Annotated in this window: 28 protein-coding genes (1 of these 28 cut by a window edge); 21 read left to right on the top strand and 7 right to left on the bottom strand. The window is 65.9% G+C overall.

From position 1 onward, the window contains the following. Positions 1 to 181: 181 nt before the first annotated feature. Positions 182 to 517: a hypothetical protein gene (locus ACZ5R1_RS18550; RefSeq protein WP_007161973.1), complete on the bottom strand. Its 336-nt coding sequence runs from the start codon at positions 515 to 517 to the stop codon at positions 182 to 184. A 163-nt stretch (positions 518 to 680) separates the two neighbouring features. Between ACZ5R1_RS18550 and ppc the strand changes: the two genes are divergently transcribed. From ppc to ACZ5R1_RS18515, 7 genes are all read left to right on the top strand, one after another. Further along, on the top strand, positions 681 to 3317 hold the full coding sequence (gene ppc, locus ACZ5R1_RS18545) for a phosphoenolpyruvate carboxylase (RefSeq protein ID WP_115946792.1): 2637 nt from the start codon (positions 681 to 683) through the stop codon (positions 3315 to 3317). A 190-nt stretch (positions 3318 to 3507) separates the two neighbouring features. Beyond that, positions 3508 to 4155 (top strand): adenylate kinase, encoded by a 648-nt coding sequence (gene adk / locus ACZ5R1_RS18540; protein ID WP_007161975.1) that lies wholly within the window; start codon positions 3508 to 3510, stop codon positions 4153 to 4155. A gap of 137 nt (positions 4156 to 4292) precedes the next feature. Continuing rightward, on the top strand, positions 4293 to 4976 hold the full coding sequence (tsaB, locus tag ACZ5R1_RS18535; RefSeq protein WP_115946793.1) for a tRNA (adenosine(37)-N6)-threonylcarbamoyltransferase complex dimerization subunit type 1 TsaB: 684 nt from the start codon (positions 4293 to 4295) through the stop codon (positions 4974 to 4976). 137 nt (positions 4977 to 5113) lie between these two features. Beyond that, positions 5114 to 5473 carry a hypothetical protein gene (locus ACZ5R1_RS18530; protein WP_007161977.1) on the top strand — a complete coding sequence of 120 codons (360 nt, stop codon included), beginning with the start codon at positions 5114 to 5116 and terminating at the stop codon, positions 5471 to 5473. Next, entirely contained in the window at positions 5473 to 6330 is an 858-nt protein-coding gene (locus ACZ5R1_RS18525; protein ID WP_007161978.1) for a DUF72 domain-containing protein, read from the top strand. Before ACZ5R1_RS18530 ends, ACZ5R1_RS18525 begins: the two co-directional genes overlap by 1 nt. 108 nt (positions 6331 to 6438) lie before the next feature. After that, a complete protein-coding gene (locus ACZ5R1_RS18520) occupies positions 6439 to 7140 on the top strand; it encodes an extensin-like domain-containing protein (RefSeq protein WP_007161979.1) in 702 nt (233 codons plus the stop codon). A gap of 31 nt (positions 7141 to 7171) precedes the next feature. Beyond that, complete coding sequence (locus tag ACZ5R1_RS18515; RefSeq protein ID WP_007161980.1) at positions 7172 to 7954, top strand: class I SAM-dependent methyltransferase; 783 nt, start codon at positions 7172 to 7174, stop codon at positions 7952 to 7954. Positions 7955 to 8009: 55 nt separating this feature from the next. Here the strand turns inward: ACZ5R1_RS18515 and ACZ5R1_RS18510 are convergent, their stop codons facing one another. Genes ACZ5R1_RS18510 through ACZ5R1_RS18500 form a run of 3 tightly spaced genes read right to left on the bottom strand, consistent with a single transcriptional unit; the run spans position 8010 to position 11007 of the window. Further along, positions 8010 to 9518, bottom strand: coding sequence for a tripartite tricarboxylate transporter permease (locus ACZ5R1_RS18510; RefSeq protein ID WP_027598571.1), 1509 nt, complete (start codon positions 9516 to 9518; stop codon positions 8010 to 8012). Position 9519: 1 nt separating this feature from the next. Then, positions 9520 to 9978, bottom strand: coding sequence for a tripartite tricarboxylate transporter TctB family protein (locus ACZ5R1_RS18505; protein WP_007161982.1), 459 nt, complete (start codon positions 9976 to 9978; stop codon positions 9520 to 9522). A 48-nt stretch (positions 9979 to 10026) separates the two neighbouring features. Further along, positions 10027 to 11007, bottom strand: a complete 981-nt coding sequence (locus ACZ5R1_RS18500; RefSeq protein ID WP_007161983.1) for a Bug family tripartite tricarboxylate transporter substrate binding protein — start codon at positions 11005 to 11007, stop codon at positions 10027 to 10029. A 330-nt stretch (positions 11008 to 11337) separates the two neighbouring features. On the opposite strand from ACZ5R1_RS18500, the gene ACZ5R1_RS18495 reads away from it, so the two are divergent. Both ACZ5R1_RS18495 and ACZ5R1_RS18490 read left to right on the top strand, forming a co-directional pair. Next, positions 11338 to 12009, top strand: coding sequence for a response regulator (locus ACZ5R1_RS18495; RefSeq protein ID WP_007161984.1), 672 nt, complete (start codon positions 11338 to 11340; stop codon positions 12007 to 12009). Beyond that, the gene (locus ACZ5R1_RS18490; protein WP_007161985.1) at positions 12002 to 13405 is read left to right on the top strand and encodes a sensor histidine kinase; all 1404 of its coding nucleotides are present in this window, start codon (positions 12002 to 12004) and stop codon (positions 13403 to 13405) included. The genes ACZ5R1_RS18495 and ACZ5R1_RS18490 overlap by 8 nt, the downstream gene beginning before the upstream one ends. A 2-nt stretch (positions 13406 to 13407) precedes the next feature. On the opposite strand, the gene ACZ5R1_RS18485 is transcribed toward ACZ5R1_RS18490, so the two are convergent. After that, a complete protein-coding gene (locus tag ACZ5R1_RS18485) occupies positions 13408 to 14238 on the bottom strand; it encodes an HDOD domain-containing protein (RefSeq protein ID WP_027598573.1) in 831 nt (276 codons plus the stop codon). A gap of 41 nt (positions 14239 to 14279) precedes the next feature. After that, positions 14280 to 15197 carry a CAF17-like 4Fe-4S cluster assembly/insertion protein YgfZ gene (gene ygfZ, locus ACZ5R1_RS18480; RefSeq protein ID WP_115946794.1) on the bottom strand — a complete coding sequence of 306 codons (918 nt, stop codon included), beginning with the start codon at positions 15195 to 15197 and terminating at the stop codon, positions 14280 to 14282. Positions 15198 to 15319: 122 nt separating this feature from the next. On the opposite strand from ygfZ, the gene ACZ5R1_RS18475 reads away from it, so the two are divergent. Together ACZ5R1_RS18475 and ACZ5R1_RS18470 are read left to right on the top strand one after the other, a co-directional pair. Next, entirely contained in the window at positions 15320 to 15577 is a 258-nt protein-coding gene (locus tag ACZ5R1_RS18475) for an FAD assembly factor SdhE (RefSeq protein WP_027603054.1), read from the top strand. Further along, entirely contained in the window at positions 15561 to 16013 is a 453-nt protein-coding gene (locus tag ACZ5R1_RS18470; protein WP_115946795.1) for a protein YgfX, read from the top strand. Before ACZ5R1_RS18475 ends, ACZ5R1_RS18470 begins: the two co-directional genes overlap by 17 nt. Here ACZ5R1_RS18470 and nadB read toward each other — a convergent pair. Next, positions 15970 to 17592 carry an L-aspartate oxidase gene (nadB, locus tag ACZ5R1_RS18465; RefSeq protein ID WP_267399541.1) on the bottom strand — a complete coding sequence of 541 codons (1623 nt, stop codon included), beginning with the start codon at positions 17590 to 17592 and terminating at the stop codon, positions 15970 to 15972. The two genes, ACZ5R1_RS18470 and nadB, sit on opposite strands and share 44 nt — an antisense overlap. Before the next feature lie 329 nt (positions 17593 to 17921). On the opposite strand from nadB, the gene rpoE reads away from it, so the two are divergent. From rpoE to pdxJ, 10 genes are all read left to right on the top strand, one after another. Then, entirely contained in the window at positions 17922 to 18503 is a 582-nt protein-coding gene (rpoE, locus tag ACZ5R1_RS18460; RefSeq protein WP_026083736.1) for an RNA polymerase sigma factor RpoE/AlgU, read from the top strand. Between the two features lie 33 nt (positions 18504 to 18536). Next, entirely contained in the window at positions 18537 to 19064 is a 528-nt protein-coding gene (locus tag ACZ5R1_RS18455; protein ID WP_115946797.1) for a sigma-E factor negative regulatory protein, read from the top strand. A gap of 220 nt (positions 19065 to 19284) precedes the next feature. Beyond that, positions 19285 to 20709, top strand: coding sequence for a DegQ family serine endoprotease (locus ACZ5R1_RS18450; protein ID WP_115946798.1), 1425 nt, complete (start codon positions 19285 to 19287; stop codon positions 20707 to 20709). Between the two features lie 147 nt (positions 20710 to 20856). Then, positions 20857 to 22656, top strand: a complete 1800-nt coding sequence (gene lepA, locus ACZ5R1_RS18445; protein ID WP_027598578.1) for a translation elongation factor 4 — start codon at positions 20857 to 20859, stop codon at positions 22654 to 22656. Between the two features lie 5 nt (positions 22657 to 22661). Then, entirely contained in the window at positions 22662 to 23516 is an 855-nt protein-coding gene (lepB, locus tag ACZ5R1_RS18440) for a signal peptidase I (protein ID WP_027603058.1), read from the top strand. Beyond that, positions 23513 to 23908, top strand: coding sequence for a DUF4845 domain-containing protein (locus tag ACZ5R1_RS18435; RefSeq protein WP_007161996.1), 396 nt, complete (start codon positions 23513 to 23515; stop codon positions 23906 to 23908). The genes lepB and ACZ5R1_RS18435 overlap by 4 nt, the downstream gene beginning before the upstream one ends. Continuing rightward, positions 23905 to 24594 (top strand): ribonuclease III, encoded by a 690-nt coding sequence (gene rnc, locus ACZ5R1_RS18430; RefSeq protein ID WP_007161997.1) that lies wholly within the window; start codon positions 23905 to 23907, stop codon positions 24592 to 24594. The genes ACZ5R1_RS18435 and rnc overlap by 4 nt, the downstream gene beginning before the upstream one ends. Next, positions 24587 to 25492 carry a GTPase Era gene (gene era / locus ACZ5R1_RS18425; protein ID WP_027598581.1) on the top strand — a complete coding sequence of 302 codons (906 nt, stop codon included), beginning with the start codon at positions 24587 to 24589 and terminating at the stop codon, positions 25490 to 25492. The genes rnc and era overlap by 8 nt, the downstream gene beginning before the upstream one ends. A 2-nt stretch (positions 25493 to 25494) precedes the next feature. Further along, positions 25495 to 26178: a DNA repair protein RecO gene (gene recO / locus ACZ5R1_RS18420; protein ID WP_115946799.1), complete on the top strand. Its 684-nt coding sequence runs from the start codon at positions 25495 to 25497 to the stop codon at positions 26176 to 26178. 3 nt (positions 26179 to 26181) lie between these two features. Then, positions 26182 to 26880, top strand: the 5' portion of a protein-coding gene (gene pdxJ, locus ACZ5R1_RS18415; protein ID WP_115946800.1) for a pyridoxine 5'-phosphate synthase. It continues 42 nt past the right edge of the window; 699 of the gene's 741 nt are visible here — the first part of the coding sequence; its start codon is at positions 26182 to 26184; its stop codon lies beyond the right edge, outside the window.

The following is a 26880-nucleotide window of genomic DNA, read 5'->3' as shown; positions in this document are numbered from 1 at the left end:
CAAGCCCGGCGCGGCCCTGAGAGGCCCGAGGCGGGTGCTGACAACCAGCCCTCGTCCAGCGCTGCGGTCTGACTGTGTGACCGCTCATCCGACAAAAATGTTCACTGGCTATCGAATTTCGCCAGGGCGCGGAGGCCCTTGGCAGAGCGGTAGCGCTGTAGGTAAAGGTGCAGGTCGGCGGCTAGTCGGGCGTTTCGGACTGCAGGCGATGCAGGTGCTTTCGCGCCAATTCGAGAAAGCGCGGGGTGGTGCCGGCATCGGCGTAGAGGGGATCGCCAAGCTCGTCGGTGGCCACCACGTCCTCGCCCTGCACATAGGGAAAGCTGGCCTCCAGCTCTTCGAAGGCGGCCGCCAGCAATTCGCCGAGCAGGGCCTCGGGCGTGCGCTGGGGATAGAGTTCGCAGAGGGCCTCGAGACGGGCCGCGGTCTCCAGCTCCAGGTCGAGGTGGTAGCGGCGGGTGGTGCTGGAGGTGGTGGCCTGCTGCTCCCATTGGTGAGCGAGTTCGCGAATCTTCATGGGCATCTCCCGTGGCTTAGGCAAAGGTCGGATATTCAGGTCGAGCGCGGCTGGGCACCCTGCAACAGCCGGGGCTTGCAACCGTGACAGCGGGGTGCTGTCCTCTGCGCTAGACCGCAGCGGTTGCCGTGAGGTCCGAACCGGTACTTTCGAGGAGCACGAGATGGTGGAAATCGATGTTCGCCTGCGCGAGCAGGTGCGTTTGCTGGGTGAGCTCCTGGGGCAGACCATTGCCGACCAGCATGGCGCGGCCTTTCTCGACAAGATCGAGCGGATCCGCAAGGGCGCCAAGGCCGCCCGTGGCGGCTCCGCGGAGGGTGCCCGCCAACTGGGCGACACCCTGGATACCCTGGCCGAAGACGAACTGCTGCCGGTGGCGCGGGCCTTCAGTCACTTTCTCAACCTCGCCAACATCGCCGAGGAATATCACCGGGTCAGACGCCGCACCGAAGACGAGCCGCCGCCCTTCGAGCAGCAGGTACTGCCGGAATTGCTGGAGCGCCTGGGCGCGGCCGGTCACGCGGGTAGCGAGCTGGCCGAGCGGGTGGCGGCGCTGGACATCGATCTGGTGCTGACCGCCCACCCCACCGAGGTCTCGCGGCGGACCCTGATCCAGAAATACGACGAGATCAGCGCGCAGCTGGCGGCCCTCGATCATCGCGACCTGACCTCCGCCGAGGTGGCCGCCATCGAGGCACGGCTGCGTCGGCTGATCGCCGAGGCCTGGCACACCGAGGAGATCCGCCGCCAGCGGCCGACGCCGGTGGACGAAGCCAAGTGGGGCTTCGCGGTGATCGAGAATTCGCTGTGGCAGGCGATCCCCAGCCTGCTGCGCAAGTTGGACGACTGCCTGCAGGAACGCACCGGCCAGCGCCTGCCGCTGACCGCGGCGCCGGTACGCTTTTCCTCCTGGATGGGCGGCGATCGCGATGGCAATCCCAACGTCACCGCCGCCATCACCCGCGAGGTGCTGCTGCTGGCGCGCTGGATGGCCGCCGATCTCTACCTGCGCGATGTCGACCGGCTGGCCGCGGAGCTGTCCATGCAGGCGGCGAGTCCGGCCCTGCGCGAACAGGCCGGCGATCACCCGGAACCCTATCGCAAGGTGCTCAAGGTGCTGCGCGAGCGGTTGCAGATCACCCGCAGCTGGGCGGCCCATGCCATCACCGATCCCCATGCCGGCGCCCGTCATATCCTCAGCGACAACGCCGAGCTGATCGCCCCGCTGCAGCTGTGCTACGACTCCCTGCAGCACTGCGGCCTGGGGGTCATCGCCGATGGCTCCCTGCTCGATACCCTGCGCCGGGCCCGTACCTTCGGTCTCTATCTGGTGCGCCTGGACATCCGCCAGGACGCCGCGCGCCATGCCGCGGCCCTGGCCGATATCTGCCGCTATCTCGACCTGGGCGACTACGCCGCCTGGAGCGAGGCGCAGCGCCTGGAATTCCTGCGTGGCGAGCTCGGCAGCCGGCGTCCCCTGCTGCCGCTGGACGCCCAGCTGGAGGCCGATACCCAGGAGGTGCTCGCCACCTGCCGCGTGATTGCCGCCTCGCCGCCCGATGCCCTGGGCTCCTATGTCATCTCCATGGCCGGCGCGGCGTCAGATGTCCTCGCCGTGCAGCTGCTGCTGCGCGAGTGCGGGGTACGCCAGCCGATGCGGGTGGTGCCGCTGTTCGAGACCCTCGACGACCTGGATCATGCCGGCAGCGCCATCGCCAGCCTGCTCGATCTGCCCGACTACCGCGCGCGCCTGGCCGGTCCCCAGGAGGTCATGATCGGCTATTCCGATTCGGCCAAGGACGCCGGCACCCTGGCGGCGGCCTGGGCCCAGTACCGTGCCCAGGAAGCCCTGGTGGACATCTGCGCCAGTCGGGGCGTGGAGCTGCTGCTGTTCCATGGCCGCGGTGGCACCGTGGGGCGGGGCGGTGGCCCGGCCCACGCGGCCATCCTCTCGCAACCCCCGGGCTCGGTGGCCGGGCGCTTCCGCACCACCGAACAGGGCGAGATGATCCGCTTCAAGTTCGGCCAGCCGGCCATCGCCGAGCAGAATCTGGCGCTCTACCTGGGCGCCGTGCTGGAAGCCACCCTGTTGCCGCCGCCCGCGCCGGAGCCGGCCTGGCGCGAGCAGATGGATCGCCTGGCCCAGGACAGCTTGCAGGCCTATCGCGGCGTGGTGCGCGAAGACCCGCACTTCGTCAGCTATTTCCGCCAGGCCACCCCCGAGCAGGAGCTGGGCCGGCTGCCCCTGGGCAGTCGCCCGGCCAAGCGCCGCGAAGGCGGCGTGGAAAGCCTCAGGGCCATCCCCTGGATCTTCGCCTGGACCCAGACGCGGCTGATGCTGCCGGCCTGGCTCGGCTGGGAAAGGGCTCTGGAAGAAGCCGAGCGCCGGGGCGAGTCGCCGCTGCTGCGCGAGATGCGCGAGCGCTGGCCGTTCTTCCAGACCCGCATCGACATGCTGGAGATGGTGCTGGCCAAGGCGGAGGCCGAACTGGCGCGGCTCTACGACCAGCGCCTGGTGGAAGCCGACCTGCAGGTGCTCGGCAGCCAGCTGCGCGAGCGGCTGCGCCAGGCGGGCGTGGCGGTGTTGCGCCTGACCGGGCAGGGCGAGTTGCTCGAACACCATCCGGAAACCCTGGTGTTCATCGCCGTGCGCAACACCTATCTCGATCCGCTGCACCTCCTGCAGATCGAGCTGCTGGCCCGGGCGCGGGCGGCCGGCGAAAGCCAGCCGGCGGCGCTCGATCAGGCCCTGCTGGTAAGCGTGGCCGGGATCGCCGCAGGACTGCGCAATACCGGTTGAACAGACTGTCGCTTTTGCCGGCGCCCGGGGTCGTCTGGACGGGCCCGGCACCTGCGACGCTTGGTAACTTGTGCGGCCAGGGGGCGCTGTGTATGGTTGGTCCCTTTGGCCGTCTCGTGTCGTCGACAACAATCATCGCGACAGCGCCCTGCGCGGGCTGCCAGTCCGAGACCATTCTAAGGAGCTACAGATGCGCGTAATCCTGCTGGGAGCGCCCGGTGCCGGCAAAGGTACTCAGGCCCGGTTCATCACTGAGAAATTCGGCATTCCGCAGGTTTCCACCGGCGACATGCTGCGGGCCGCGGTCAAGGCCGGCACGCCCCTGGGCCTGCAGGTCAAGGACATCATGGACAACGGTGGCCTGGTCTCCGACGAGATCATCATCGCCCTGATCAGCGAGCGTATCCTCGACGCCGATTGCGCCAAGGGTTTCCTGTTCGACGGCTTCCCGCGCACCATTCCCCAGGCCGAGGCCCTCGAAGCCGCCGGCGTTAAGATCGACCACGTGCTGGAAATCGCCGTGGATGACGAAGAAATCGTCCAGCGCCTGTCCGGTCGCCGCGTGCACCCGGGTTCGGGTCGCGTCTATCACATCGAACACAATCCGCCGAAGGTCGCCGACACCGACGACCTGACCGGCGAGCCGCTGGTACAGCGCGAAGACGACCGCGAAGCTACCATTCGCAAGCGTCTGGACCTCTATCATTCCCAGACCAAGCCGCTGGTGGACTTCTACCAGAAGCTGGGCGCCGCCCAGGGCACGCCGAAGTGCAGCCGCATCGAGGGCGTGGGTTCGGTGGATGCCATCACCGCCAAGGTGCTGCAGGCGCTGAACTAAGCGCCGGTCACGGCCGCCTGTGCCTGCAGGCGGTCCGGTCAAGGCGCCGTCCTGGCGTCACGACCGATGGGCGGGTCCCCTCGCGACCCGTCTTCCTCTAGAATGCGCAGCCCTTTTCCCAGTTGCGGATCTGCCCCATGTCCATCCTGCTCGCCCTCGACACCGCCACCGAAGCCTGCTCGGTCGCCTTGCACCTGGGCGACGAGATCATCCATCGCTACGAGATCGCGCCGCGCCTGCATGCCCAGCGGGTCCTGCCCATGGTGCAGGAGCTGCTGGCCGAGACCGGTCTGAGTCTGGCGCAGGTGGACGCCATCGCCTTCGGGCGTGGTCCGGGCGCCTTCACCGGCGTGCGCATCGCTATCGGCGTGGTGCAGGGCCTGGCCTTCGGCCTGGACCGACCGGTACTGCCGGTGTCGAATCTGGCGATCATCGCCCAGCGCGCCTGGCGCGAGCGCGGCGTGACCCAGGTGGCTGCGGCCATCGACGCGCGCATGGACGAGGTCTACTGGGGCTGCTATCGCCTCGACGGCGCGGCCATGGTGCTCGCGGGGGCGGAAGCCGTGCTGGCGCCCGAGGCCATTGCCCTGCCGGCCGCCGCCACCGGCGACTGGTTCGGTGCCGGCACCGGCTGGGGCTATGTCTGCCGCATGGCCGTGCCGCTGATCGAGCAGGATGCCACTCTGTTGCCCCATGCCCGGGACCTGGCGGTTCTGGCGGCCACCGCCTGGCAGCGCGGCGAAGCCGTGTCGGCCGAGTCCGAAGCGGCGCAACCCGTTTATCTGCGTGATCGGGTCGCCACTCCCAAGCAGTCGGTCTGACGGCAGGAAACCACGCGTAATAGTCTGACGTCCAAGCTGTAGATGCCGCTCGTCCGCCGGTCGCGACGGGCGTCCGGCCCTTGATTGTCATAGCTTTCGACCCTACTTAGAGTAGTGCCATCCGTTCGGGACCTGCCATGCGCATTGACAGCGGCTATGCCTCCTCTGCTTATCCCCTGAATCGTTCCTCGCGCGCGGTCACGCCCGTACGCGAGGTGGCGAAGGATGAGGACGCCCGCCAGAATGCCATCGCCCGGGAGGCCGCAGGCAATCCCCGGCCCGACGTCGCACCCCTCCGCCGTGTGGAAGCGGCTGCGGCGACCGATGCCGACAATGGTAACGGTAACGGCCTGGTGCTCAGCGAGCGCGAAGGGCGCTTCGCCAGTCAGCTCACTGCCCGTGCCCAGCAGGCCCTGGCCAGCTATGGCAGCACCGCCGCCTTCGGCGCCGAGCCGGACGGCTCCTCCAGCGTCGTGGGCCTCGACCTCTACGCCTGATGCTGCCGTACTTTCTCGGTTGCCCCTCCTGGAACGACAACGCCTGGCGCGAGAGCCTCTACCACGGCTTGCGTCCGGGTGATTTCCTGCCGCGTTACGCCCAGGTGTTCAACGCCGTGGAAGGCAACACCACCTTCTACGCCTGGCCCGCGGCGGACACCATCCGCCGCTGGGCCGAATTGATGCCGACCGGCTTTCGCTTCTGCGCCAAGTTTCCCCGCGACATCAGCCATGCCGAGGATCTGCGGGTGCAACTCGCCAGCGCCCGTACCTTTCTCGAATTGCTGGCGCCCCTGGGTGAACGGGCCAGCCCCCTGTGGCTGCAACTGCCAGCGGGCTTCGGGCCCGATCGGCTCAAGGAACTGCAGGTCTTTCTCTCGGCCATGGCGCCGCGTTGCGCCCTGGCGGTGGAGGTCCGGCACCTGGCCTTTTTCGACAAGGGCGAGTCCGAGCGGGCCCTGAACCGGCTGCTCATGGACCTGGGCGTGGAGCGCGTCGGCCTGGATTCGGCCGCGCTGTTCAGCGCCGATCCGAGTGAGCCGGCCGTGCGCCTGGCCCAAGCCAAGAAACCGCGGGTTCCGGCTCGCGCCCTGGCGTTCAGCGAGCATCCCCAGGTGCGCTTCATCGGCCGCCTGGAGTTGGCCGCCAACGACTACTACCTGGCCAAGTGGGTCACGCGGGTGGCCGACTGGATCGAGGCGGGCAAGGTGCCCTATGTCTTCCTGCACACCCCGGACAACCGCCAGGCGCCCGAGCTGGCCCTGAGATTCCATGCCCAGCTGCGCGAACGCCTGCCCGGTCTGCCGGCATTGCCCGAGCTGAGCACCGCCGACACCGAACAACTCGGTCTGCTCTAGCCCACGCCGGTTGTCGCGATACGTTTGGCGACGTTTTCGCCGGCATTCCCGCGGCTCGCTCCGGTCAGATGAGGTCTACCGCCTCGCGAATCTCCTTCGGCGCGCCGCATGAAAGCCAGACACCTGCTCGGTCTCGTCATCCTGCTCTATGGCGGTCTGCATACCGCCTTCGACCAGGGCTGGCTGCGTATCCCGCCGGCCTACAATCCCTGGGCGCCGCTGGATATCCAGGCCCCCACCAATGCCGTCACTCGCCTCAAGCTCTGGCGTCTGCAGGCTGATGCCGACTATTGCGCGGCGTCCCTGGCCACCTCGGCGCTCAACTATCGGGAATTGCGCGGCAATGCGGGGTCGGCCGACTGTCCGCTGGAGCGGGCCGTGCGCATCCAGCGCGGTGAAGGGGTGAGACTCAGCGGCAGCTTTGTCGCCAGCTGTCCCCTGGCGGTGAGCTTCGCGCTGTTCGAGCGACAGGCGCTGCAGCCGGCGGCCGAAGCCGTCTATGGCCAGCGGGTGGCCGAGGTGGAGCACTATGGCAGCTTCGCCTGCCGCAATATCTATGGCCGCGCCAGTGGCCGGCGCAGTCAGCACGCCACCGCCAATGCCCTGGACATCGCCGGGTTGCGCCTGGCCGATGGGCGGCGCATCAGCGTGGCGCGGGACTGGACCGGCGATCCCCAGGCCCAGCGCTTCCTGCGGCTGGTGCGCGACGGGGCCTGCCGGTCCTTCAATACCACCCTGGGACCGGACTACAACGCGGCGCACCGCGATCATTTCCATGTCGACATGGGTGGCTTTCGCGTCTGCCGGTAGAATGACGGGTCTTTTCGCCTGCGAGTCGCTCATGTCCACCGCCCACCCCGCGCTTATCGTCGAAGCCCTGGAACCCGCCTTCACCGAGGCCGCCGCGGCCTGGGCCGCGCGCCTGGGCCTGCCCCTGGGCAGCGCCACCACTGAGGAATTCGCCGTGCAGGTGGGCGCCCAGGGCCTGCAACTGGTGCAGCGCGGCCCGGAGGCGCCGGGTCCGGTGCGGGTGGATTTCGTCGAGGGCGCGGCGGCGCACCGGCGCAAGTTCGGCGGCGGCGCGGGCCAGATGATCGCCAAGGCGGTGGGGATCGGCCCGGGCGTGCGTCCGCGCATCCTCGATGCCACCGCGGGTCTGGGGCGTGACGCCTTCGTGCTGGCCACACTGGGCTGTGCGGTGACGCTGGTCGAGCGCCAGCCGCTGATCGCTGCCCTGCTCGAAGACGGCCTTGCCCGCGCCGCACGGGATCACGAGGCGGCTGGCATAGTCGCCCTGATGACCCTGGTGCAGGCCGACTCCACCGCCTACCTGCAGCGCGGAGAGGGCGAGGCGCCCGAAGTAATCTACCTGGATCCCATGTTCCCGCACCGCGACAAGAGCGCCTTGGTGAAGAAGGAGATGCGCCTGTTCCGGCCGCTGGTGGGCGACGACCTGGACGCCCCGGCGCTGCTGGCCGCGGCCCTGGCCCGCGCCAGTCACCGGGTGGTGGTCAAGCGCCCGCGCAAGGCGCCGGCCATCGAAGGCGCCAAGCCCGGCTATGTGCTGGAGGGCAAGTCCAGCCGCTACGATATCTATCCGAAGAAGAGCTTCAAAACTTCTTGAATGAAAAAGCCCGCGGGCGGAAGGACTCCGGCCGCGGGCGCGGGTGTCGCCGACCTCAGACGGTCGCGGGCTTGGGCGCGCGACGCTTGCGCCAGGCACGGTAGAAGGGCAGGGCCACCATCAGGATGCAGACGATCCAGATGGCCTGGCTGATGCCGCTCTGCCAGAGGATGCCCATGTCGCCGTTGGAGATCGACAGTGCGCGTCTCAGGCTGGTTTCCATCAGCTCGCCGAGGATGAAGCCCAGCAGCAGCGGCGACAGCGGGAAGTCCAGCTTGCGCATGATGTAGCCGAAGATGCCCACGCAGACCATCAGCACCAGGTCGAAGGTGGTGGCGTGCACCGCATAGACGCCGATGCCGGTGATGATGGCGATGGCCGGGGCCAGCGACCAGTTAGGCACCTCGAGGATCTTGGTGAACATCTTCACCATGGGCACGTTGAGGATCAGCAGCATCACGTTGGCGATGAACAGCGAGGCGATCAGACCCCACACCAGATTCGGCTCGTTCTGGAACAGCAGCGGGCCGGGGGTGATGTTGTAGAGGGTCAGGGCGCCGATCATCACCGCGGTGGTGCCCGAGCCGGGGATGCCCAGGGTCAGCATGGGAATCATGTTGCCGCACACCGCCGCGCCGATGGCGGTTTCCGGCGCTGCCAGGCCGCGCAGGTCACCCTTGCCGAACTTGCCATCGGCACCGGCCATGCGCTTCTCGGTGGTGTAGGCCAGGGCACTGGCCAGGGTCGCGCCGGCACCCGGCAGCACGCCGATGATGAAGCCGCTCACCGAGCTGCGCAGGTTGACCATGAACACGCTGCGCGCTTCGCGCACGTTGAACAGCATGCGCCCGGTGGCCTTGACCGCGACCTGGCCATGATGGGTCTGCTCCAGCAGCAGGAGCAGTTCGCTCACCGAGAACAGACCCAGCACCAGGATCACGAAGTCGATGCCGTCGGCCAGGTGCACGTTGTCGAAGGTGAAGCGGTAGACGCCGCTGTTGGCATCGATGCCCACGGAGGCGATGGCCAGGCCGAAGAGGGCGGCGACCAGGGTCTTGACCGGCTTCTCGGCGGCCATGCCGGAGAGGCTGAGGATGGCCAGGGCCATCAGCGCGAAGTATTCCGCCGGACCGAAGGCGATTGCCCATTTCGCCAGCAGCGGCGAGAACAGCACCATGCCGCAGGTGGCGATGAAGGCGCCGATGAAGGAGCTCCAGGCCGACAGCGACAGGGCCACGCCCGCCATGCCCTGGCGGGCCAGCGGATAGCCGTCCAGGCAGGTCATCATGGTCGCGGCTTCGCCGGGGATGTTTAGCAGGATCGAGGAGATCCGCCCGCCGTATTCGCAGCCCAGATAGACCGCTGCCAGCAGGATCAGCGAAGTCTCCGGCGGCAGACCCAGGGCGAAGGCCACCGGGATCAGCAGAGCGATGCCGTTGATCGGCCCGAGACCCGGCAGCAGGCCGACCACGGTGCCGATCAGGGTGCCGATGAGGGCCACGATCAGGTTGGTCGGCGTCATGGCGACGCCGAAGCCCTGCATCAGAAAATTCAAGGTATCCATGTCAGCCCTCCAGGAATTCCAGCACGCCAAGGGGTAGGGGGACTTCCATCACCCGATCGAACAGCACATAGAGGCCGATGGCGAGCAGCAGGCTGACCAGGGCGCAGGGCATCAGGCGACCGCCATAGAGCAGACCGCAGAGGGTGGCGGTGATGAAGGCGCTCAGCGGAAAGCCCAGCGGCTGGAAGGTCAGGGCATAGCCCAGCAGGATGGCGCAGCAGGCCACTACCTTGCGCAGCGAGGAGGCGTCCAGCGGTTTCTGGTCTTCGCCATCGCCGATCGGCGTGGGGCGGATGATCAGATAGGCCAGGCCCAGGCTCATCAGCCCGAACATCAGCATCGGATAGGCCCGCGGACCGACCGGCTCGTAGGAAAAGGGCGCCTGGTAATCCCGGGCGATGAACAGCATGACGAGTCCGGCCACCAGCCAGACCGCCATGAAGGCGCGTTGGAAGATCATGTCGACATCCTCGAAGGCGCCCGGAAGGGCGCCAGGGGCGGGGGCTCGTTACTGGATCAGGCCGAATTCCTTGGCCATGCCGCGGTAGCGCGCGACTTCCTTCTGCACATAGGCGTCCAGCTCGGAGCCGGTCATGGCGAAGGGGAAGAGTTCGCGCTGATCACGCAGCTTGGCGAAGTCGTCGGAGGCCAGCAGCTTGTCGAAGCTGGTCTTCCACCAGTTGTACTGCTCGTCGGTGACCTTCGGGCCCACATAGAAGCCGCGGACCACCGGCCAGACGATGTCGTAGCCCTGCTCGCGCGCGGTGGGGATGTCCTTCATCGCCGGTTCGTCGAAGCGCTGCTCGGCGAAGACCGCCAGCAGGCGCATGTTGCCGGCCTCGACATGGGGCATGGAGTCGGAGATGTCGGTGCTGCCGACCTGGATGTGGCCACCCAGCAGCGCGGTGGCGATCTCGCCGCCGCCTTCCAGGGCCACGTAGCGCAGGTCCTTGGGATTGATGCCGGCGGCCTTGGCGATCAGCGCGGTCTGCATCCAGTCCTGGCTGCCCACGGTACCGCCGGAGCCGATCACCACCTTGCTCGGGTCCTTCTTCAGCGCCTCGACCAGGTCACCCAGGGTCTTGTAGGGCGAATCGGCCTTGACCGCGATGGCGCCATAGCTGGCCCCCACCGCCGCCAGCCAGCGCACGGCCTTTTCGTCGAAGCGACCGAACTTGCCTTGCGCCAGGTTCAGCAGCGAACCGCTGGAGAAGGCGACGATGGTGTCGCCGTCCGCCGGCCGCTGGGCCACCACGGTGTTGTAGGCCACCGCGCCCACGCCGCCGGGCATGTAGGTCACGCGCATGGGCTTGTCCAGCAGCTTGGCTTCCACCAGGCCGCTCTGGGCCAGCTTGCAGGTCAGGTCGAAGCCGCCACCCGGGGAGGCCGGGGCGATGCATTCGGGACGCTTGGGTTCGGCCATGGCCTGGGCGGACAGCAGCACGGAGGCGGCCAGGGTCAGGGTGAGGGTGCGCAAGGTGGTGCTCATCGACGTCTTCCTTTTGTTGTTATTTCAGAAGCTGACAGGCGGACACGGCTCAGGCTCGCCAGGGCGGCGATCGTTCGGAGAAGAGATACGGGAGCACGTGGAGCTGCGCGAGGGCGAGCATGGATGTCGTTCCGCTTGTTATTGTTGTTGGCCAACCAGGGGTGGCGCTTGGGCAAGCATCATGCGGTTCTGGGACCGCTACCTTTCACTCTAGACCGCCAAGCTTTCAACAGCCTTTCAGATGTGAAAGGCGGCGATAGTGGGGTTCCGGCTGCAGGCCAGCCGGCCGGTATCCGGTAAACTCGGATTTTTTGAGCGGGAGCTGTCAGCGTGCGCATCCTATTGGTCGAAGATCATCCGCCACTGGCCGAAAGCGTCGCTCAGGCGCTCAAGAATGCCGGACTCAACGTCGATCTGCTAAACGATGGCGTGGCCGCCGACCTGGCCCTGCAGAGCGAAAGCTATGCCCTGGCCATCCTCGACGTCGGCCTGCCGCGCATGGATGGCTTCGAGGTGCTGGCGCGCCTGCGCGAGCGCGGCGATCGCCTGCCGGTGCTGATGCTCACCGCCCGCGGCGAGGTCAAGGATCGGGTGCAGGGGCTCAACCTCGGTGCCGACGACTACCTGGCCAAGCCCTTCGAACTCACCGAACTGGAAGCCCGGGTCAAGGCCCTGCTGCGCCGCAGCGTGCTGGGCGGCGATCGCCAGCAGCGCTGCGGCCCGCTGATCTATGACCTCAACACCTCGCGCTTCACCCTGGGCGAGGAGGCGCTGTCGCTCACCTCGCGCGAGCACGCCGTGCTGGCCGCGCTCATCGCCCGCCCCGGACGGGTCATGAGCAAGGAGCAACTGGCCGCCCAGGTCTTCGGCCTGGACGAGGAAGCCAGTCCCGAGGCCATCGAGATCTACGTCCACCGCCTGCGCAAGAAGCTGGAAGCCGGCGCCGTGCGCATCGTCACCTTCCGCGGCCTGGGCTATCTGCTGGAAGAGCAGCATGGCTGAAGTGGCGAAGGCGGCTGGCAGTCTGCGTGGGCGACTGCTGCTGCGACTGGTCGTGCTCTTGGCGGTGATCCTGGCAGTCAGCAGCCTGGCCGCCTATCTCAATGGCCGGCGGCTGGCCGACGTGGCCTATGACCGGACGCTGCTGGCCTCGGCCCGCACCATCGCCGCCGGCCTGTCGGCCACCAATGGCACCCTGCGCGCCGACGTGCCCTACATCGCCCTGGACAATTTCGCCTACGACAACGTCGGGCGCATCTTCTACCAGGTGCTGGATACCCGCGGCCGGCTGATCTCCGGCTACGAAGAGATTCCACCACCGCCAGCGGACGCTCCGCTGACCCGCGACTATCCGGCCCTGGCGCGCTTCTACAACAGCACCTATCGCGGCAAGGACGTACGGGTGGTCAGCCTGGCCCAGCCGGTCAGCCAGCCGGATCTCACCGGCATGGCCGAGATCCGCGTCGCCGAGACCGCCGAAGCCCGCGAGGAGGTGGCCCGCAGCCTGCTCACCGACACCCTGATCCGCCTCGGACTGATGGGGCTGGGCGCCATCCTGCTGGTGTGGATGGCGGTCGGCGCCGCCCTGCGCCCCCTGGAGCGCCTGCGCCAGGCGGTGGAAGAGCGGGGCGTGGACGACTTGCGGCCGCTGCCCGAGGTGCGGGCGCCCCAGGAGCTGCTGCCGCTGGTGCATGCCCTGGAGGGCTTCACCCTGCGCCTGCGGCGGCTGTTCGAGCGTCAGGCGGACTTCATCGCCAATGCCGCCCACGAATTGCGCACCCCGCTGGCGGCGATCAAGGCGCGGGTCGAACTGGGCCTGCGCGAACGCGAGCCCCAGGCCTGGTACGCCACCCTGGAGGAGACCCGCGCCAGCACCGATCGCCTGGCGCGCCTGGCCAATCAGCTGCTGTCCCTGGCGCGGATCGAGAGCGGCGCCCAGGCCATCGCCGAAGGCGGCGCCGAACGCCTGGAGCTCAGCGACCTGGCCAGGGAACTGGCCATGGCGCTGGCACCCCTGGCCCATGCCAAGGGCGTCGCCCTGGCCTTTGAGCCCTTCGCCAAGGCGCCGGTGATCGGCGAGCCGACACTGCTCAACGAGCTGCTCTGCAATCTGGTGGAAAACGCCCTGGCCCATAGCCAGTCAGGTGGCAACATCGTGGTGCGGGTGCTAGCCCCGGCGGTTCTGGAAGTCGAGGATGACGGTCCCGGCATTCCGGCCAATGCGCGGGCCAAGGTCTTCGAGCGCTTTCAGCGTCTGGATCCGCAATCCGGGGGTGCCGGTCTGGGACTGGCCATCGTCGGTGAGATCTGCGCCGCCCACCGGGCGCGCATCCAGTTGCTGGACGGCGCGCTCGGCGGACTGCGGGTGCGGGTCGAATTTCCCGCCGAGGAAGCCTAGGCTCAGCCGAGCAGGGTGCGCGACTGTTCCACCGCGTCCCAGAAGGACTGATCCTGGGCCGGATCCGGCTGGTTGTTCAGCCCCAGGCGGATACCGGCGGGCAGCGTCTGGACCGCGATCTCCTGCTGACCCTGGCGCTGCGCGTGCAGCTGGGTCGCGACCTGCACGATATCGGCATAGTCGGCCGCCGCGGGCTGCCGCTCCAGCGCCAGATATTCCCGCGGTACGCAGGCGATGTCGGCCGGGAAATCCCAAACCTTGAGAATGCGTTCGCCGATCTGCGGATGAATGCGCGCCGTCACCTGGTCGAGGGTGATGGCGTTGGCCAGCAGGTCTTCCTGTTCTTCGGCATAGGTGAGGATCGGCAGCACGCCGATCTGGTGCACCAGGCCGGCGAGCAGGGCGCGGTCGGCCATCAGCCGCGTGTACTTCTTGCACAGCGCATGGCTGATGGCGGCGATCTCGGTACCCTGGCTCCAGACCTCGCGCATCTTGCGATCCACGGCGTCGCTGGTGGCCTGGAACATCTGCTGCATGGCCAGGCCCGTGGCCAGATTCGCCGTGTAGTTGATACCCAGGCGCCCGACCGCCATCTGCAGGTCGGTGATCTCCTTGCTGGTGCGCAGGAGCGGGCTGTTGACCACCTTGATCAGGCGCGCCGTCAGGGCGGCGTCCATGGCGATCACCCGGCTCAGCTCGGCGACACCCACGTTGGGGTCTTCGGCCGCTTCTCTGACCTTCAGTGCCACCTCGGGGAGGGTGGGCAGCACCACGCGATCGGTGTCTATCGCGTGGAGAAGATCCTGGACAACTTTTTCGGCAAGAGGAGTCATGACGTACCTGTGTGAGGAGCGGATAAAGGCGATCCCAACCTTCAGCGCTTTATTTCACGATCGCTATCGAGTGAGTAGGGCAAATCGAGTAAACGGCAGTTTGGCCCGTCCGAGCTGCCCACCGAGACACGTCCGTCCTCGGCAGCATCGCCCTGCAGCACCGCCAGGAATTCGCAACCCTCCGGGCTGGCCGCGGCCAGCACCACCTCGCCCACGCTGCTGCCATGCACCGGCGAGAACAGCTCGGTACCCACGGCAGGGGGCTGCTCGCTGCTGGCGAGGCGATAGAGGCGCCGCTTGAGCTTGCCCAGGTACTGCATGCGCGCGACGATCTCCTGGCCGGTGTAGCAACCCTTGCGAAAGCTCACGCCATCCAGCGCCTGCAGATTGATCATCTGCGGGACGAACAGCTCGCGGGTCGCGCCGAACACCTGGCCCACGCCAGCCCGCACCTGGGCCAGCAGCCATTCGTCGAGTGCCACCTCCGGCAGCGCCGGCGCCGCTGCGTCGGCCGCGCGCCAGGTCTCTACCCGACTATCCTCCAACCGCAGGGCGAAGCCGCCTTCGAGCGGCGCCACGGCATTGGCCTGCTCGCCCAGCGCCACGTCGGGATAGGCGCTGGCGAAGCCGGCGGCCGAAAGTCCCAGCCGTTGCCATTGCGCGCTTTCGTCGGTCAGCACCGACTTGGAGAAGACCGCATATTTCTTCAGATCGGTCAGCAGCGGCTCGACCAGCTCCGCGGCCATCGCCAGCAGATAGCCGTCGGCCTGCTTGATGATGCGGAAGCTGGAGACCAGCCGTCCCTTGGGCGTGCAGCGCCCTCCCAGGCCGGCCTGGTCGTCAGCGAGATAATTGAGGTTGCAGGTGACCTGCCCCTGGAGAAACTTGGTCGCATCGACCCCGTGGATGGCCAGGACGCCTTCGTGGGTCAAGCGGCAGAAATACGGCAAGTCGGCCATTGCGGCTGCAGCTCCCTGTCGAGTGAAGCCGCTCATCATAGGCTCGCCCGGGGGGAATGTCAGGCGCACTGCGCGGCGGGGCGCTTCGGGCTTATACTGCGCCGATTGTCGCAGGAGTCCTCATGAGTACCGAAGCTACCGAACTCAACAGATTGTACTGGCACAGCCGCCGCGGCATGCTGGAACTGGATGTATTGCTGGTGCCCTTCGTCAAGGAGGTCTATTCCTCCCTGGGCGCGGAAGACCAGGCACGCTACCGCAAGCTGCTCGAGTGCGAGGATCAGGACATGTTCCACTGGTTCATGCAGCGCGGTGAGCCGGAAGACGCCGATCTGCAGATCATCGTGCGCATGATCCTGGACCGTGTCCAGCCGGCTTGAGCCCTTCGAATGTCGCTGGAGCGCCTCCGCCGGCCTCCTGCGACTGCATGCCCTGGCCGCGTTCGCCGCGGGGATCTGTCCCTGGCTTGCGGCCATTCCCTGGACGCTCAAGCCACTCCTGACGCTGCTGGCGCTCTGGTCCTGGCACCGGGTGCGCCAGCGCCAGCTCCAGCAGCGCTGTCCAGAGGTGCCGCGCGGTTTGCGCCATGGCGCAGAAGGCTGGCAGCTGTGGTCGCCGGCGACCGGCTGGCAGGCCATCCAGCTGCGCCCGGACAGCCTGGCCCTGCCGCGGCTGGTGGTCCTGCGCTATCGACTGCCAGCGGCGAGACGTACCCGCAGTCTCTGCATCGCCCGCGACAGCCTCGCCGCGGACGCCCACCGCCGCCTGAGAGTCAGACTTCGCTTCGCTCCGCGCCGGTTCGCGGCGCCAGAATAGTGTCCCGGGCGCTGCTGGCCAGTTGTGGATAGTCCAGGGTGAAGTGCAGACCGCGACTCTCCTGGCGGGCGAGGGCGCTTTCGATGATCAGCTCCGCCACCTGCGCCAGGTTGCGCAATTCGATCAGGTCGCGACTGACCTTGTAGTTGCTGTAGAACTCGTCGATCTCGTCCATCAGCAGGCGAATGCGATGGCGGGCGCGCACCAGCCGCTTGGTGGTGCGCACGATGCCCACATAGTCCCACATGAAGCGCCGCAACTCGTCCCAGTTGTGGGCGATCACCACGTCTTCGTCCGAGTCCGTCACCTGGCTGGCGTCCCAGTCGGGCAGGTCCCGCGGCATGCCGATCTCGGCTGCTTGCGCCTGGATGTCCAGCGCCGCCGAGCGGGCATAGACGAAGCACTCCAGCAGCGAATTGCTGGCCATGCGATTGGCGCCGTGCAGACCGGTGCAGCTGGTTTCGCCAATGGCATAGAGGCCGCCGAGGTCCGCGCGCCCGTGCTGGTCGACGCGCACCCCGCCGCAGGTGTAGTGCGCGGCCGGCACCACCGGGATCGGATCCCGGGTGATGTCGATGCCCAGTTCCAGGCAGCGGCGATAGACCGTGGGAAAGTGCTCCTGCACGAAGTCCGCCGGCTTGTGGCTGATGTCGAGAAAGACGCAATCGATGCCCAGGCGCTTCATCTCGTGGTCGATGGCGCGCGCCACCACGTCGCGTGGGGCGAGATCGGCGCGGGGGTCGAAGCGCGGCATGAAGCGTTCGCCATCCGGCAGGCGCAGGACGGCGCCTTCGCCACGCAGGGCTTCGGTGATCAGAAAGCTGCGCGCATGGGGATGATAGAGGCAGGTGGGGTGGAACTGGTTGAATTCCAGGTTGGCGACCGAACAGCCGGCGCGCCAGGCCATGGCGATGCCGTCGCCGCTGGCGCTGTCCTGATTGGTGCTATAGAGGTAGGCCTTGCTGGCGCCGCCGGTGGCCAGCACCGTGAAGCGCGCGTGCAGGGTATCGACCTGGCCGCTGGTCCGGTCGAGCACATAGGCGCCCAGGCAGCGCGCGCCCGGCCGGCCGAGCTTTTCCGTGGTGATCAGATCCACCGCCACCCGCTGACTGAGCAACTGGATGTTGGGCCGGCCTTCGGCGGTGCGCAGCAGGGTGTCGAAGATGGCCATGCCGGTGGCATCGGCCGCGTGGATGATGCGCCGGTGGCTGTGGCCGCCTTCGCGGGTCAGGTGAAAGCCCAGGCCGCCCTTGCCGGCGTCCTGCTCGCGGGTGAAGGGCACGCCCTGGTCGATCAGCCACTGCATGGCCTCGCGACTGTGTTCGACGGTGAAGCGCACGGCGCCTTCGTCACACAGCCCGGCGCCCGCGATTAGGGTATCCTGCACGTGCGCCTCGACGGTGTCGCCTTCGTCCAGCACCGCGGCGACGCCGCCCTGGGCCCAGTAGGTCGAACCATGCGCCAGTTCGCCCTTGCTCAAGACCGCGATGGACAGCGTCGCCGGTAGATTAAGCGCGAGCGTCAGGCCCGCGGCGCCACTGCCGATTACCAGGACATCGAATTCCAGATGACGCGCCATGACGTTTCCTTCTCACCGGGACGGCGAGTATAGGAACAAGGCGGCTGACGGCATAGCCATCGGATGGATCGGCAGGGAACTCGCGGGCGTCAGGCGGGGTCTATGTACAGATAATTGCTCATCCGTGCGGCCGGAATGCCAAGACGAGAATGGGCCATCTGCCAAAGCTAATTCAGTGACACCCAGGAGCGATCAGCAGCCATCTTAGTGCTCGCTCATCAACTGCTGTGGAGGGGAGAACTTTCGTGCAACAGCCCAGTCTAGCAGCGCGCGTCGATAGTGAAAGCAAGGACGATACCGAGCTGCAAGCCAAGGACAGCAAGCAAGCCCTGCCCACCCAGGAGCAGGATCAACAACTGGTCGAGCGCGTACAGCGCGGCGACAAGCGTGCCTTCGATCTGCTGGTGCTCAAGTATCAGCACAAGATTCTCGGTCTGATCGTGCGTTTCGTCCACGATACCCAGGAAGCCCAGGACGTCGCTCAGGAGGCTTTCATCAAAGCCTATCGTGCGCTCGGGAACTTCCGTGGCGATAGTGCTTTCTACACCTGGCTCTATCGCATCGCCATCAACACGGCAAAGAACCATCTGGTTGCCCGGGGTCGTCGTCCACCGGACAGCGACGTCAGTGCCGAAGATGCGGAATTTTATGAAGGCGACCATGCTCTAAAGGATATCGAGTCCCCAGAGCGGTCCCTTTTGCGGGATGAGATCGAGGCCACCGTGCATCGGACCATCCAGCAGCTCCCGGAAGATCTGCGCACCGCGCTGACCCTTCGTGAGTTCGAAGGCCTCAGCTACGAGGACATTGCGAACGTCATGCAATGTCCGGTGGGAACGGTCCGGTCTCGGATTTTCCGAGCTCGGGAAGCGATAGACAAAGCATTGCAGCCCCTGCTGCGTGATGCATAGACAGCGGCGACAGCTTTTAGAGAGGTAATACGTATGAGTCGTGAAGCCCTGCTGGAATCCCTGTCCGCTGTTATGGATAACGAAGCGGACGAATTCGAAACCCGGCGTGTCATCGCCGAGGTCAGCAAGGACCCGGAATTGCGCGCCACCTGGTCGCGCTACGCCATGGTCAGCGCCGTGATTCGCGGTGAGCCCATGCTGCCGAATCTGGATATCGCCAAAGGCGTCACCACCACGCTGGAGCGTGATGAGGCCGTCGCAGCCCCGGCAGCGCCCGTCGTTGCCCAGGCGCGCAAGAGTGGCTGGTCGAGCCTGGGTCGTGTCGCGGTCGCCGCGTCCGTGACCTTCGCCGTACTGGCAGGCGTGCGGATGTACAACCAGTCCGACGTCTCCACCCAGGGTCTGGCCCAGCAGGCGCCGAGCCAGCTGACCGTGCCGCAACCCGCGCGTAGCCCGGCCGTGCTGGCCAGCTTCAGCGAAGAAAGCAGCAAGGCGAATGCCGAAGCCAAGGCTGACAAGCCGATGGCAGGTGAAAAGCAGGAAGCCCCTGCCCAGCGTTGATTCGCTGGCTTCACCTCGAAACGGCGTCCGGACTCTGTTCCGGGCGCCGTTTTTTTTGCCTGCCGGATGTCCGGATGGGGCGCAAAATGCTTCGAAAGCTATCGTTCAGCAAGGCCGTGCTATTTCTGCTGCCAGTCGTCTCTGACTGTGCCGCCGTTGCGGAGCAGGCAGGTCGCCAGCGATGTGTTCAAGTCATTGGATAGAGTGGAGCTGCACGCGCATGCGCAATCTAAAGCATTACACGGCCGCCCTGATGGGGCTCTGGCTGATGGGACTGACGGCCATGGCTCGGGCCGATCTGCCGGATTTCACCGGCCTGGTCGAGGCGGCATCTCCAGCGGTCGTCAACATCAGCACCCGCCAGAAAATTCCCGAAGGTCGTGGCGCCGGCGCCATGAACATGCCCGATCTGGAAGGCCTGCCGCCGGGCATCCGTGAATTCTTCGAGCGCAGCATCCCGCAGATGCCGCGCGGTCCCCGTGGCAAGCAGGAGCAGGCCCAGTCCCTGGGCTCGGGCTTCATCATCTCGCCCGATGGCTACATTCTGACCAACAACCATGTGGTCGCCGATGCCGACGAGATCCTGGTACGGCTGTCCGACCGCAGTGATTACACCGCCAAGCTGATCGGCGCGGATCCCCGTACCGACGTCGCCCTGTTGAAAATCGACGCCAAGGACCTGCCCACCCTCAAGCTGGGCAATTCCGATCAGCTCAAGGTCGGTGAATGGGTCCTGGCCATCGGTTCGCCCTTCGGCTTCGATCACTCGGTCACCGCCGGTATCGTCAGCGCCAAGGGTCGCAGCCTGCCCAACGAAAGCTATGTGCCCTTCATCCAGACCGACGTGGCCATCAACCCGGGCAACTCCGGCGGTCCGCTGTTCAACCTCAAGGGTGAGGTGGTCGGGATCAACTCGCAGATATTCACCCGCTCCGGTGGCTTCATGGGACTGTCCTTCGCCATTCCGATCGACGTCGCCATGAACGTGGCCAATCAGCTGAAGACCGATGGCAAGGTGAGCCGCGGCTGGCTGGGCGTGGTCATCCAGGAAGTGGACAAGGATCTCGCCGAATCCTTCGGCCTGGATCGTCCGGCCGGTGCCCTGGTCGCCCAGACCCTGGACGACGGTCCTGCAGCCAAGAGCGGCATCAAGGTCGGCGACGTCATCCTCTCGGTCAATGGCCAGAAGATCGAGGAATCCGCCGACCTGCCGCACCTGATCGGCAATCTCAAGCCGGGTGCCAAGGCCGACATGGAGATCATCCGTGAAGGCAAGCGGCAAAACCTGAGCGTTACCGTGGGCGACATGCCCAAGGACGACCAGGCCGCTTCCGGCGGCGAGCGCGGGTCCGATCGGGCCAGCAATCGCCTGGGCATCGCCGTGGCCAACCTGACCGCCGAGCAGAAGAAGACCCTGGACATCCAGGGCGGCGTGGTCATCAACAAGCTCAGTGGCGACGGTCCTGCCGCGGCCATCGGCCTGCGTCCGGGCGACGTCATCACCCACCTCAACAATCAGCCCATCGAATCCGCCGCCGCCTTCGAGAAAATCACCTCGGCACTGCCGGCAGGGCGCTCCATTTCGATGCGCGTGGTGCGTGAGGGTCGCGCCAGCTTCATCACCTTCAAACTGCCGGGCAAGTAAAGGCAGGGGACGAAGCGAGGGGCAGGCGACTGCCCCTTCTTTTTGTCCGCTCGAACGGCGCGAGTCCCCTTGTTTGCCGCATTCAGGTAAACTCCCCCGCTATTTTCCCGGCGGATGTTCCGCTGCTGGCTATTCGAGTGCTGATTCGTGAGTGATCTGAGCCATATCCGCAATTTCTCCATCATCGCCCACATCGATCACGGCAAGTCGACGCTTGCGGATCGGTTCATCCAGATCTGTGGTGGTTTGAGCGACCGAGAAATGGAGGCCCAGGTCCTGGATTCCATGGATCTCGAGCGCGAGCGCGGCATCACCATCAAGGCCCACAGCGTCACGCTGTACTACAAGGCCCAGGACGGCAAGACCTACCAGCTCAACTTCATCGACACCCCCGGCCACGTCGACTTCACCTATGAAGTCAGCCGTTCGCTGGCCGCCTGCGAAGGCGCGCTGCTGGTGGTGGATGCGGGGCAGGGCGTGGAAGCCCAGTCGGTCGCCAACTGCTACACCGCCATCGAGCAGGGCCTCGAGGTCATGCCGGTGCTGAACAAGATGGACCTGCCCCAGGCCGAGCCGGACAAGGTCAAGGCCGAGATCGAGCACATCATCGGCATCGACGCCACCGACGCCGTGCCCTGCAGTGCCAAGAGCGGCATGGGCGTACCCGATGTCCTCGAGCAACTGGTCAAGGTCATTCCGCCGCCCGAGGGCGAGATCGACGCGCCTCTGCAGGCGCTGATCATCGATTCCTGGTTCGACAACTACCTGGGCGTCGTCTCGCTGGTGCGCGTCAAGCACGGGCGGGTCAAGAAGGGCGACAAGATCCTGGTCAAGTCCACCGGCAAGGTGCACCAGGTCGACAGCGTCGGCGTCTTCTCGCCCAAGCACACCGAGACGGTCGATCTCAAGGCGGGCGAAGTGGGCTTCATCATCGCCGGCATCAAGGAAATCCTCGGCGCCCCGGTCGGCGACACCCTGACCCTCAGCGCCACCCCGGACGTGGCCGTGCTGCCGGGCTTCCAGCGGGTCAAGCCGCAGGTCTACGCCGGTCTCTTCCCGGTCAGTTCCGACGACTTCGAGGACTTCCGTGAAGCCCTGCAGAAGCTGACCCTCAACGATGCGGCCCTGCAATACGAGCCGGAAAGCTCCGAGGCCCTCGGCTTCGGCTTCCGCATCGGCTTCCTCGGCATGCTGCACATGGAGATCATCCAGGAGCGCCTGGAGCGCGAATACGATCTCGACCTCATCACCACCGCGCCGACCGTGGTGTTCGAGGTGGTGCTCAAGGATGGCAGCATCATCTATGTCGACAACCCGTCCAAGCTGCCGGACTTGGCCTCCGTCGCCGAGATGCGCGAGCCCATCGTGCGCGCCAACATCCTGGTACCCCAGGAGCACCTGGGCAACGTCATCACCCTGTGCATCGAGAAGCGTGGCGTCCAGCGCGACATGCAGTTCCTCAGCAGCCAGGTACAGGTCAGCTACGACCTGCCGATGAACGAGGTGGTCCTGGACTTCTTCGACCGCCTCAAGTCGGTGAGCCGTGGCTATGCGTCGCTGGACTACAGCTTCGATCGCTTCGAAGCCGCCAGCCTGGTCAAGCTCGACGTCCTCATCAACGGCGAGAAGGTCGATGCCCTGGCGCTGATCGTCCATCGCGACAAGGCGCACTACAAGGGTCGCGCCCTGACCGAGAAGATGAAGGAGCTGATCCCGCGGCAGATGTTCGACGTGGCGATCCAGGCGGCCATCGGCGGTCAGATCGTGGCCCGGACCACGGTCAAGGCGCTGCGCAAGAACGTTCTGGCCAAGTGCTACGGCGGTGACGTGTCCCGTAAGCGCAAGCTGCTGGAAAAGCAGAAGGCGGGCAAGAAGCGCATGAAGCAGGTTGGTAGCGTAGAGATTCCTCAAGAGGCCTTCCTGGCCGTGCTCAAGGTGGATAGCTGAAGCCCATGTCCTGGAACTTCCCTCTGTTGCTGGTTCTCGCGGTCGCCGTCTGCGGCGCCCTGGCACTCATCGATCTGCTGGTGCTCGCACCGCGTCGTCGCAAGGCGATCCAGACCTACGGGCAGCAGGTCAGCGAGCCTGATCCCGCGGTACTGGAGCAGTTGAACAAGGAACCGGCCCTGGTCGAGTACGGGAAGTCGTTCTTTCCCGTCCTGGCCATCGTGCTGATCCTGAGATCCTTCCTGGTGGAGCCGTTCCAGATTCCTTCGGGCTCCATGAAGCCGACCCTGGAAGTGGGCGACTTCATCCTGGTGAACAAATTCGCCTACGGCATCCGCCTGCCGGTGATCGACCTCAAGGTCATCCCGATCGGTGATCCGCAGCGTGGCGACGTCATGGTGTTCCGCTATCCCAGCGATCCCAGCGTCAACTACATCAAGCGCGTCATCGGGGTGCCGGGCGATACCATCCGCTATACCAGCGACAAGCAGCTGTACATCAACGGCCAGCGCGTCAGCGAGGAACTGGTGGGTGACGAGCCGGGTTCGCTGGGCAGCGTCAAGCTGTTCAAGGAGCAGCTCGGCAAGGCCGAGCACCTGATCCGCGAAGAGATGACCCGCTACCGCATGGAGCCCGACCACGAATGGAAGGTGCCGGCCGGTCACTACTTCATGATGGGTGACAACCGCGACAACTCCAACGACAGTCGCTACTGGGACGATCCCAACATTCCCCGTGACCTGCTCGGCATGGTTCCCGACCGCAACATCGTCGGCAAGGCCTTCGCCGTCTGGCTGAGCTGGCCGGAGCCCAAGCTGCAGAGCATGCCCACCCTGTCTCGCGTAGGTATCATCAGATGAATGAACGCAGAGTGTCCGGTCGTCCGTCGCGTCAGCAGGGGCTGTCGTTTCTCGGTGGTCTGCTCGCACTCTGCGTCATCGCCTTCCTGGCCAGTACGGCCATGAAGCTCGTGCCGCATTACCTGGACTACAATGCTCTGACCAAGGTCATCGAATCCATCGGCGACAACCCCGATAACCAGATTCGCAGCGTGTCCGACGTCTACAGCTACGTGGGGAAGGGTATGCAGGTGAACGACATCCGTGATCTCGATCTGCAAAAGGCCATGCGCGTCGAAGCCGACGGCAACCACCTGCAGATCCACCTCGACTATGAAAAACGTGAACACCTGATCCGCAACATCGATCTGGTCGTTCGTTTCAATCGTGATTTCCGTATAAATCTCCCGTGACATTATCTCTAGATCGCCTCGAGCGTCGGCTGGGTTATACCTTCAAGGACCCGGACCTGATGCTGCTCGCCCTCACGCACCGCAGCTTTGCCGGTCGCAACAACGAACGCCTCGAATTCCTCGGCGACGCCATCCTCAACTTCATCATCGGCGAAGCCCTCTACGATCATTTCCCCCAGGCCCGCGAAGGCCAGCTGTCCCGCCTGCGCGCCAAGCTGGTGAAAGGCGAGACCCTGGCCTTGCTGGCGCGCAGCTTCGAGCTGGGTGACTACCTGCGCCTGGGGTCCGGTGAGCTGAAGAGCGGCGGCTTCCGTCGCGAATCCATTCTTGCCGATGCCATGGAAGCCCTGATCGGCGGCATCTATCTGGATGCCGGCATGGATGCGGCCAAGGATCGGGTCATGGCCTGGCTCGGCCCGCAACTGCGCGAGCTGACGCCGGTGGATACCAACAAGGATCCCAAAACCCGCCTGCAGGAGTTTCTCCAGGCGCGGGCGTGCGACCTGCCGCGCTACGAGGTGGTCGCCATCGAGGGAGAGCCCCATTGCCGGGTCTTCTTTGTCGAATGCGAGATCGCCATGCTCAACGAAAAGACGACGGGGCAGGGCGCCAGTCGCCGTATCGCCGAACAGATAGCCGCCTCGGCGGCCTTGATCGCCCTGGGCGTGGAGAATGGTCATGAATGATGAGCTGAAGGCATCGCGGTGCGGCTACGTCGCCATCGTCGGCCGTCCCAACGTCGGCAAGTCCACGCTACTCAACCATATCCTCGGGCAGAAGCTGGCCATTACCTCGCGCAAGCCGCAGACCACCCGGCACAACATGCTCGGCATCAAGACCGAGGGTGAGGTGCAGACCATCTATGTGGATACCCCCGGTCTGCACAAGGAAAACCAGAAGGCGCTCAACCGCTTCATGAACAAGACGGCCGTCACCGCCCTGCGCGATGTGGACGTCGTGGTGTTCGTGGTCGATCGTACCCGCTGGACCGACGAAGACCAGATGGTGCTGGAGCGGGTCCGCTTCGTGAAGTGCCCGGTGCTGCTCGCCGTCAACAAGCTGGATCGTCTGGAAGACAAGGCCGACATGCTGCCGCACCTGCAATGGCTGCAGGAGCAATTGCCGGAAGCCACGCTCATTCCGATCTCCGCCCAGCACGGCCACAATCTCGACGCCCTCGAAGAGCTGGTGGCCGAGCGCCTGCCTGAGGGCGAGCACTTCTTCCCCGAAGACCAGATCACCGACCGATCCAGTCGTTTCCTCGCGGCCGAGCTGATCCGCGAAAAGATCATGCGTCAGCTGGGGGCGGAATTGCCCTACCAGGTCGCTGTCGAGATCGAGGAATTCAAGTACGACAACGGGGTGCTGCACATCCACGGCCTGATCCTGGTCGAGCGCGATGGCCAGAAGAAGATTCTCATCGGCCAGGCCGGCGAGCGCATCAAGCGCATCGGCCAGGAAGCCCGCCAGGACATGGAAACCCTGTTCGACGCCAAGGTCATGCTCAATCTCTGGGTCAAGGTCAAAGGCGGCTGGTCCGATGACGAGCGCGCCCTGCGCTCTCTGGGTTATTCCGACCTCTAGCGATGCAGGCGTCCGAGCCGCTGTTCGTCCTGCATGCGCGTCCCTATCGGGAAAGCAGTGCGCTGGTGGATGTGTTCGGCGCCTTCGGCCGGGTCCGTACGGTGTTGCGCGCGGCCCGCTCCCGCTCCGGAAGTCTGGCCAGGCCCTTCATTCCCCTCGAGGCTCAGCTCAGTGGGCGAGGGGAGCTGAAGAATCTGCAAAAGGTGGCGGCCCTGGCGCCACCCTATCTGCTCCAGGGGCAGGCGCTGTTCAGCGGCTTTTATCTGAATGAGCTGCTGGTCCGGCTACTGCCCGCCGAAGATCCCTATCCCGCGCTTTTCGAACTCTATGGTCTGACCCTGGCGGCCCTCGCCCAGGGGCGACCGGTCGAGCCCCTGCTGCGTACCTTCGAATGGCGCCTGCTCGACCTGCTGGGCTACGGCTTCTCGCTGTCGCTGGCGCTGGATGGCCAGGCCATCGACGCCCAGTGCCTCTATCGCTTCATTCCGGACCAAGGCTTCGAAGCCGTCGACGAAGTTCGCCCGGGCTGTCTGGCCGGCGCGGAAATCCTGGCACTGGAGCGTGGCGAGTGGGACGATCCCACCGTAGTCCGCGCTGCCAAGCGCCTGATGCGCCAGGCCCTGGCGCCGCACCTGGGCAGCAAACCCCTGATGAGTCGCGAATTGTTCGCCAAGCCAAGTGAATAAGCCATGAAAGAGTTCAGTCGTGTTCTGTTGGGCGTCAACATCGATCATGTCGCCACCCTGCGCCAGGCCCGGGGTACCCGCTATCCCGATCCGGTCAAGGCGGCGCTGGATGCCGAGGAGGCAGGGGCGGATGGCATCACTCTGCACCTGCGCGAGGACCGTCGCCATATCCAGGAGCGGGATGTCCGCCTGCTGCGCGACCTCCTGCAGACCCGCATGAATCTCGAAGTCGCCCTGACCCCCGAGATGCTGGCCTTTGCCCAGGAGATCCGGCCCGAGCACGTCTGCCTGGTGCCCGAGCGCCGGGAAGAGCTGACCACCGAAGGTGGCCTGGATGTGCTGGGTCAGGTGCAGCGCATCCGTGACGCCATCGCCGCACTGCCCGCTTCGGAAGTGTCCCTCTTTATAGATCCCGATCTGCAGCAGATTCAGGCGGCCAAGGACAGCGGTGCTCCGGTGATCGAGTTGCACACCGGTCGCTATGCCGAAGCCGAGACCCAGGAAGCGCAGGCCCATGAGCTGCAGCGCCTGGCCAGGGCGGTGGAATTCGCCACCGGCCTCGGGCTGGTGGTCAATGCCGGTCATGGCCTGCACTACCATAATGTCCAGCCCATCGCGGCGCTGCCGGGTATCAACGAGCTGAACATCGGCCATGCCATCGTGGCCCATGCGGTCTTCGTCGGCTTCAAGCAGGCGGTCAAA

The sequence above is a fragment of the Pseudomonas sp. Pso3 genome (assembly GCF_055393275.1).
Note: the sequence above shows the minus strand (reverse complement) of the source record. Positions and strands in the feature narration are given on the sequence as shown.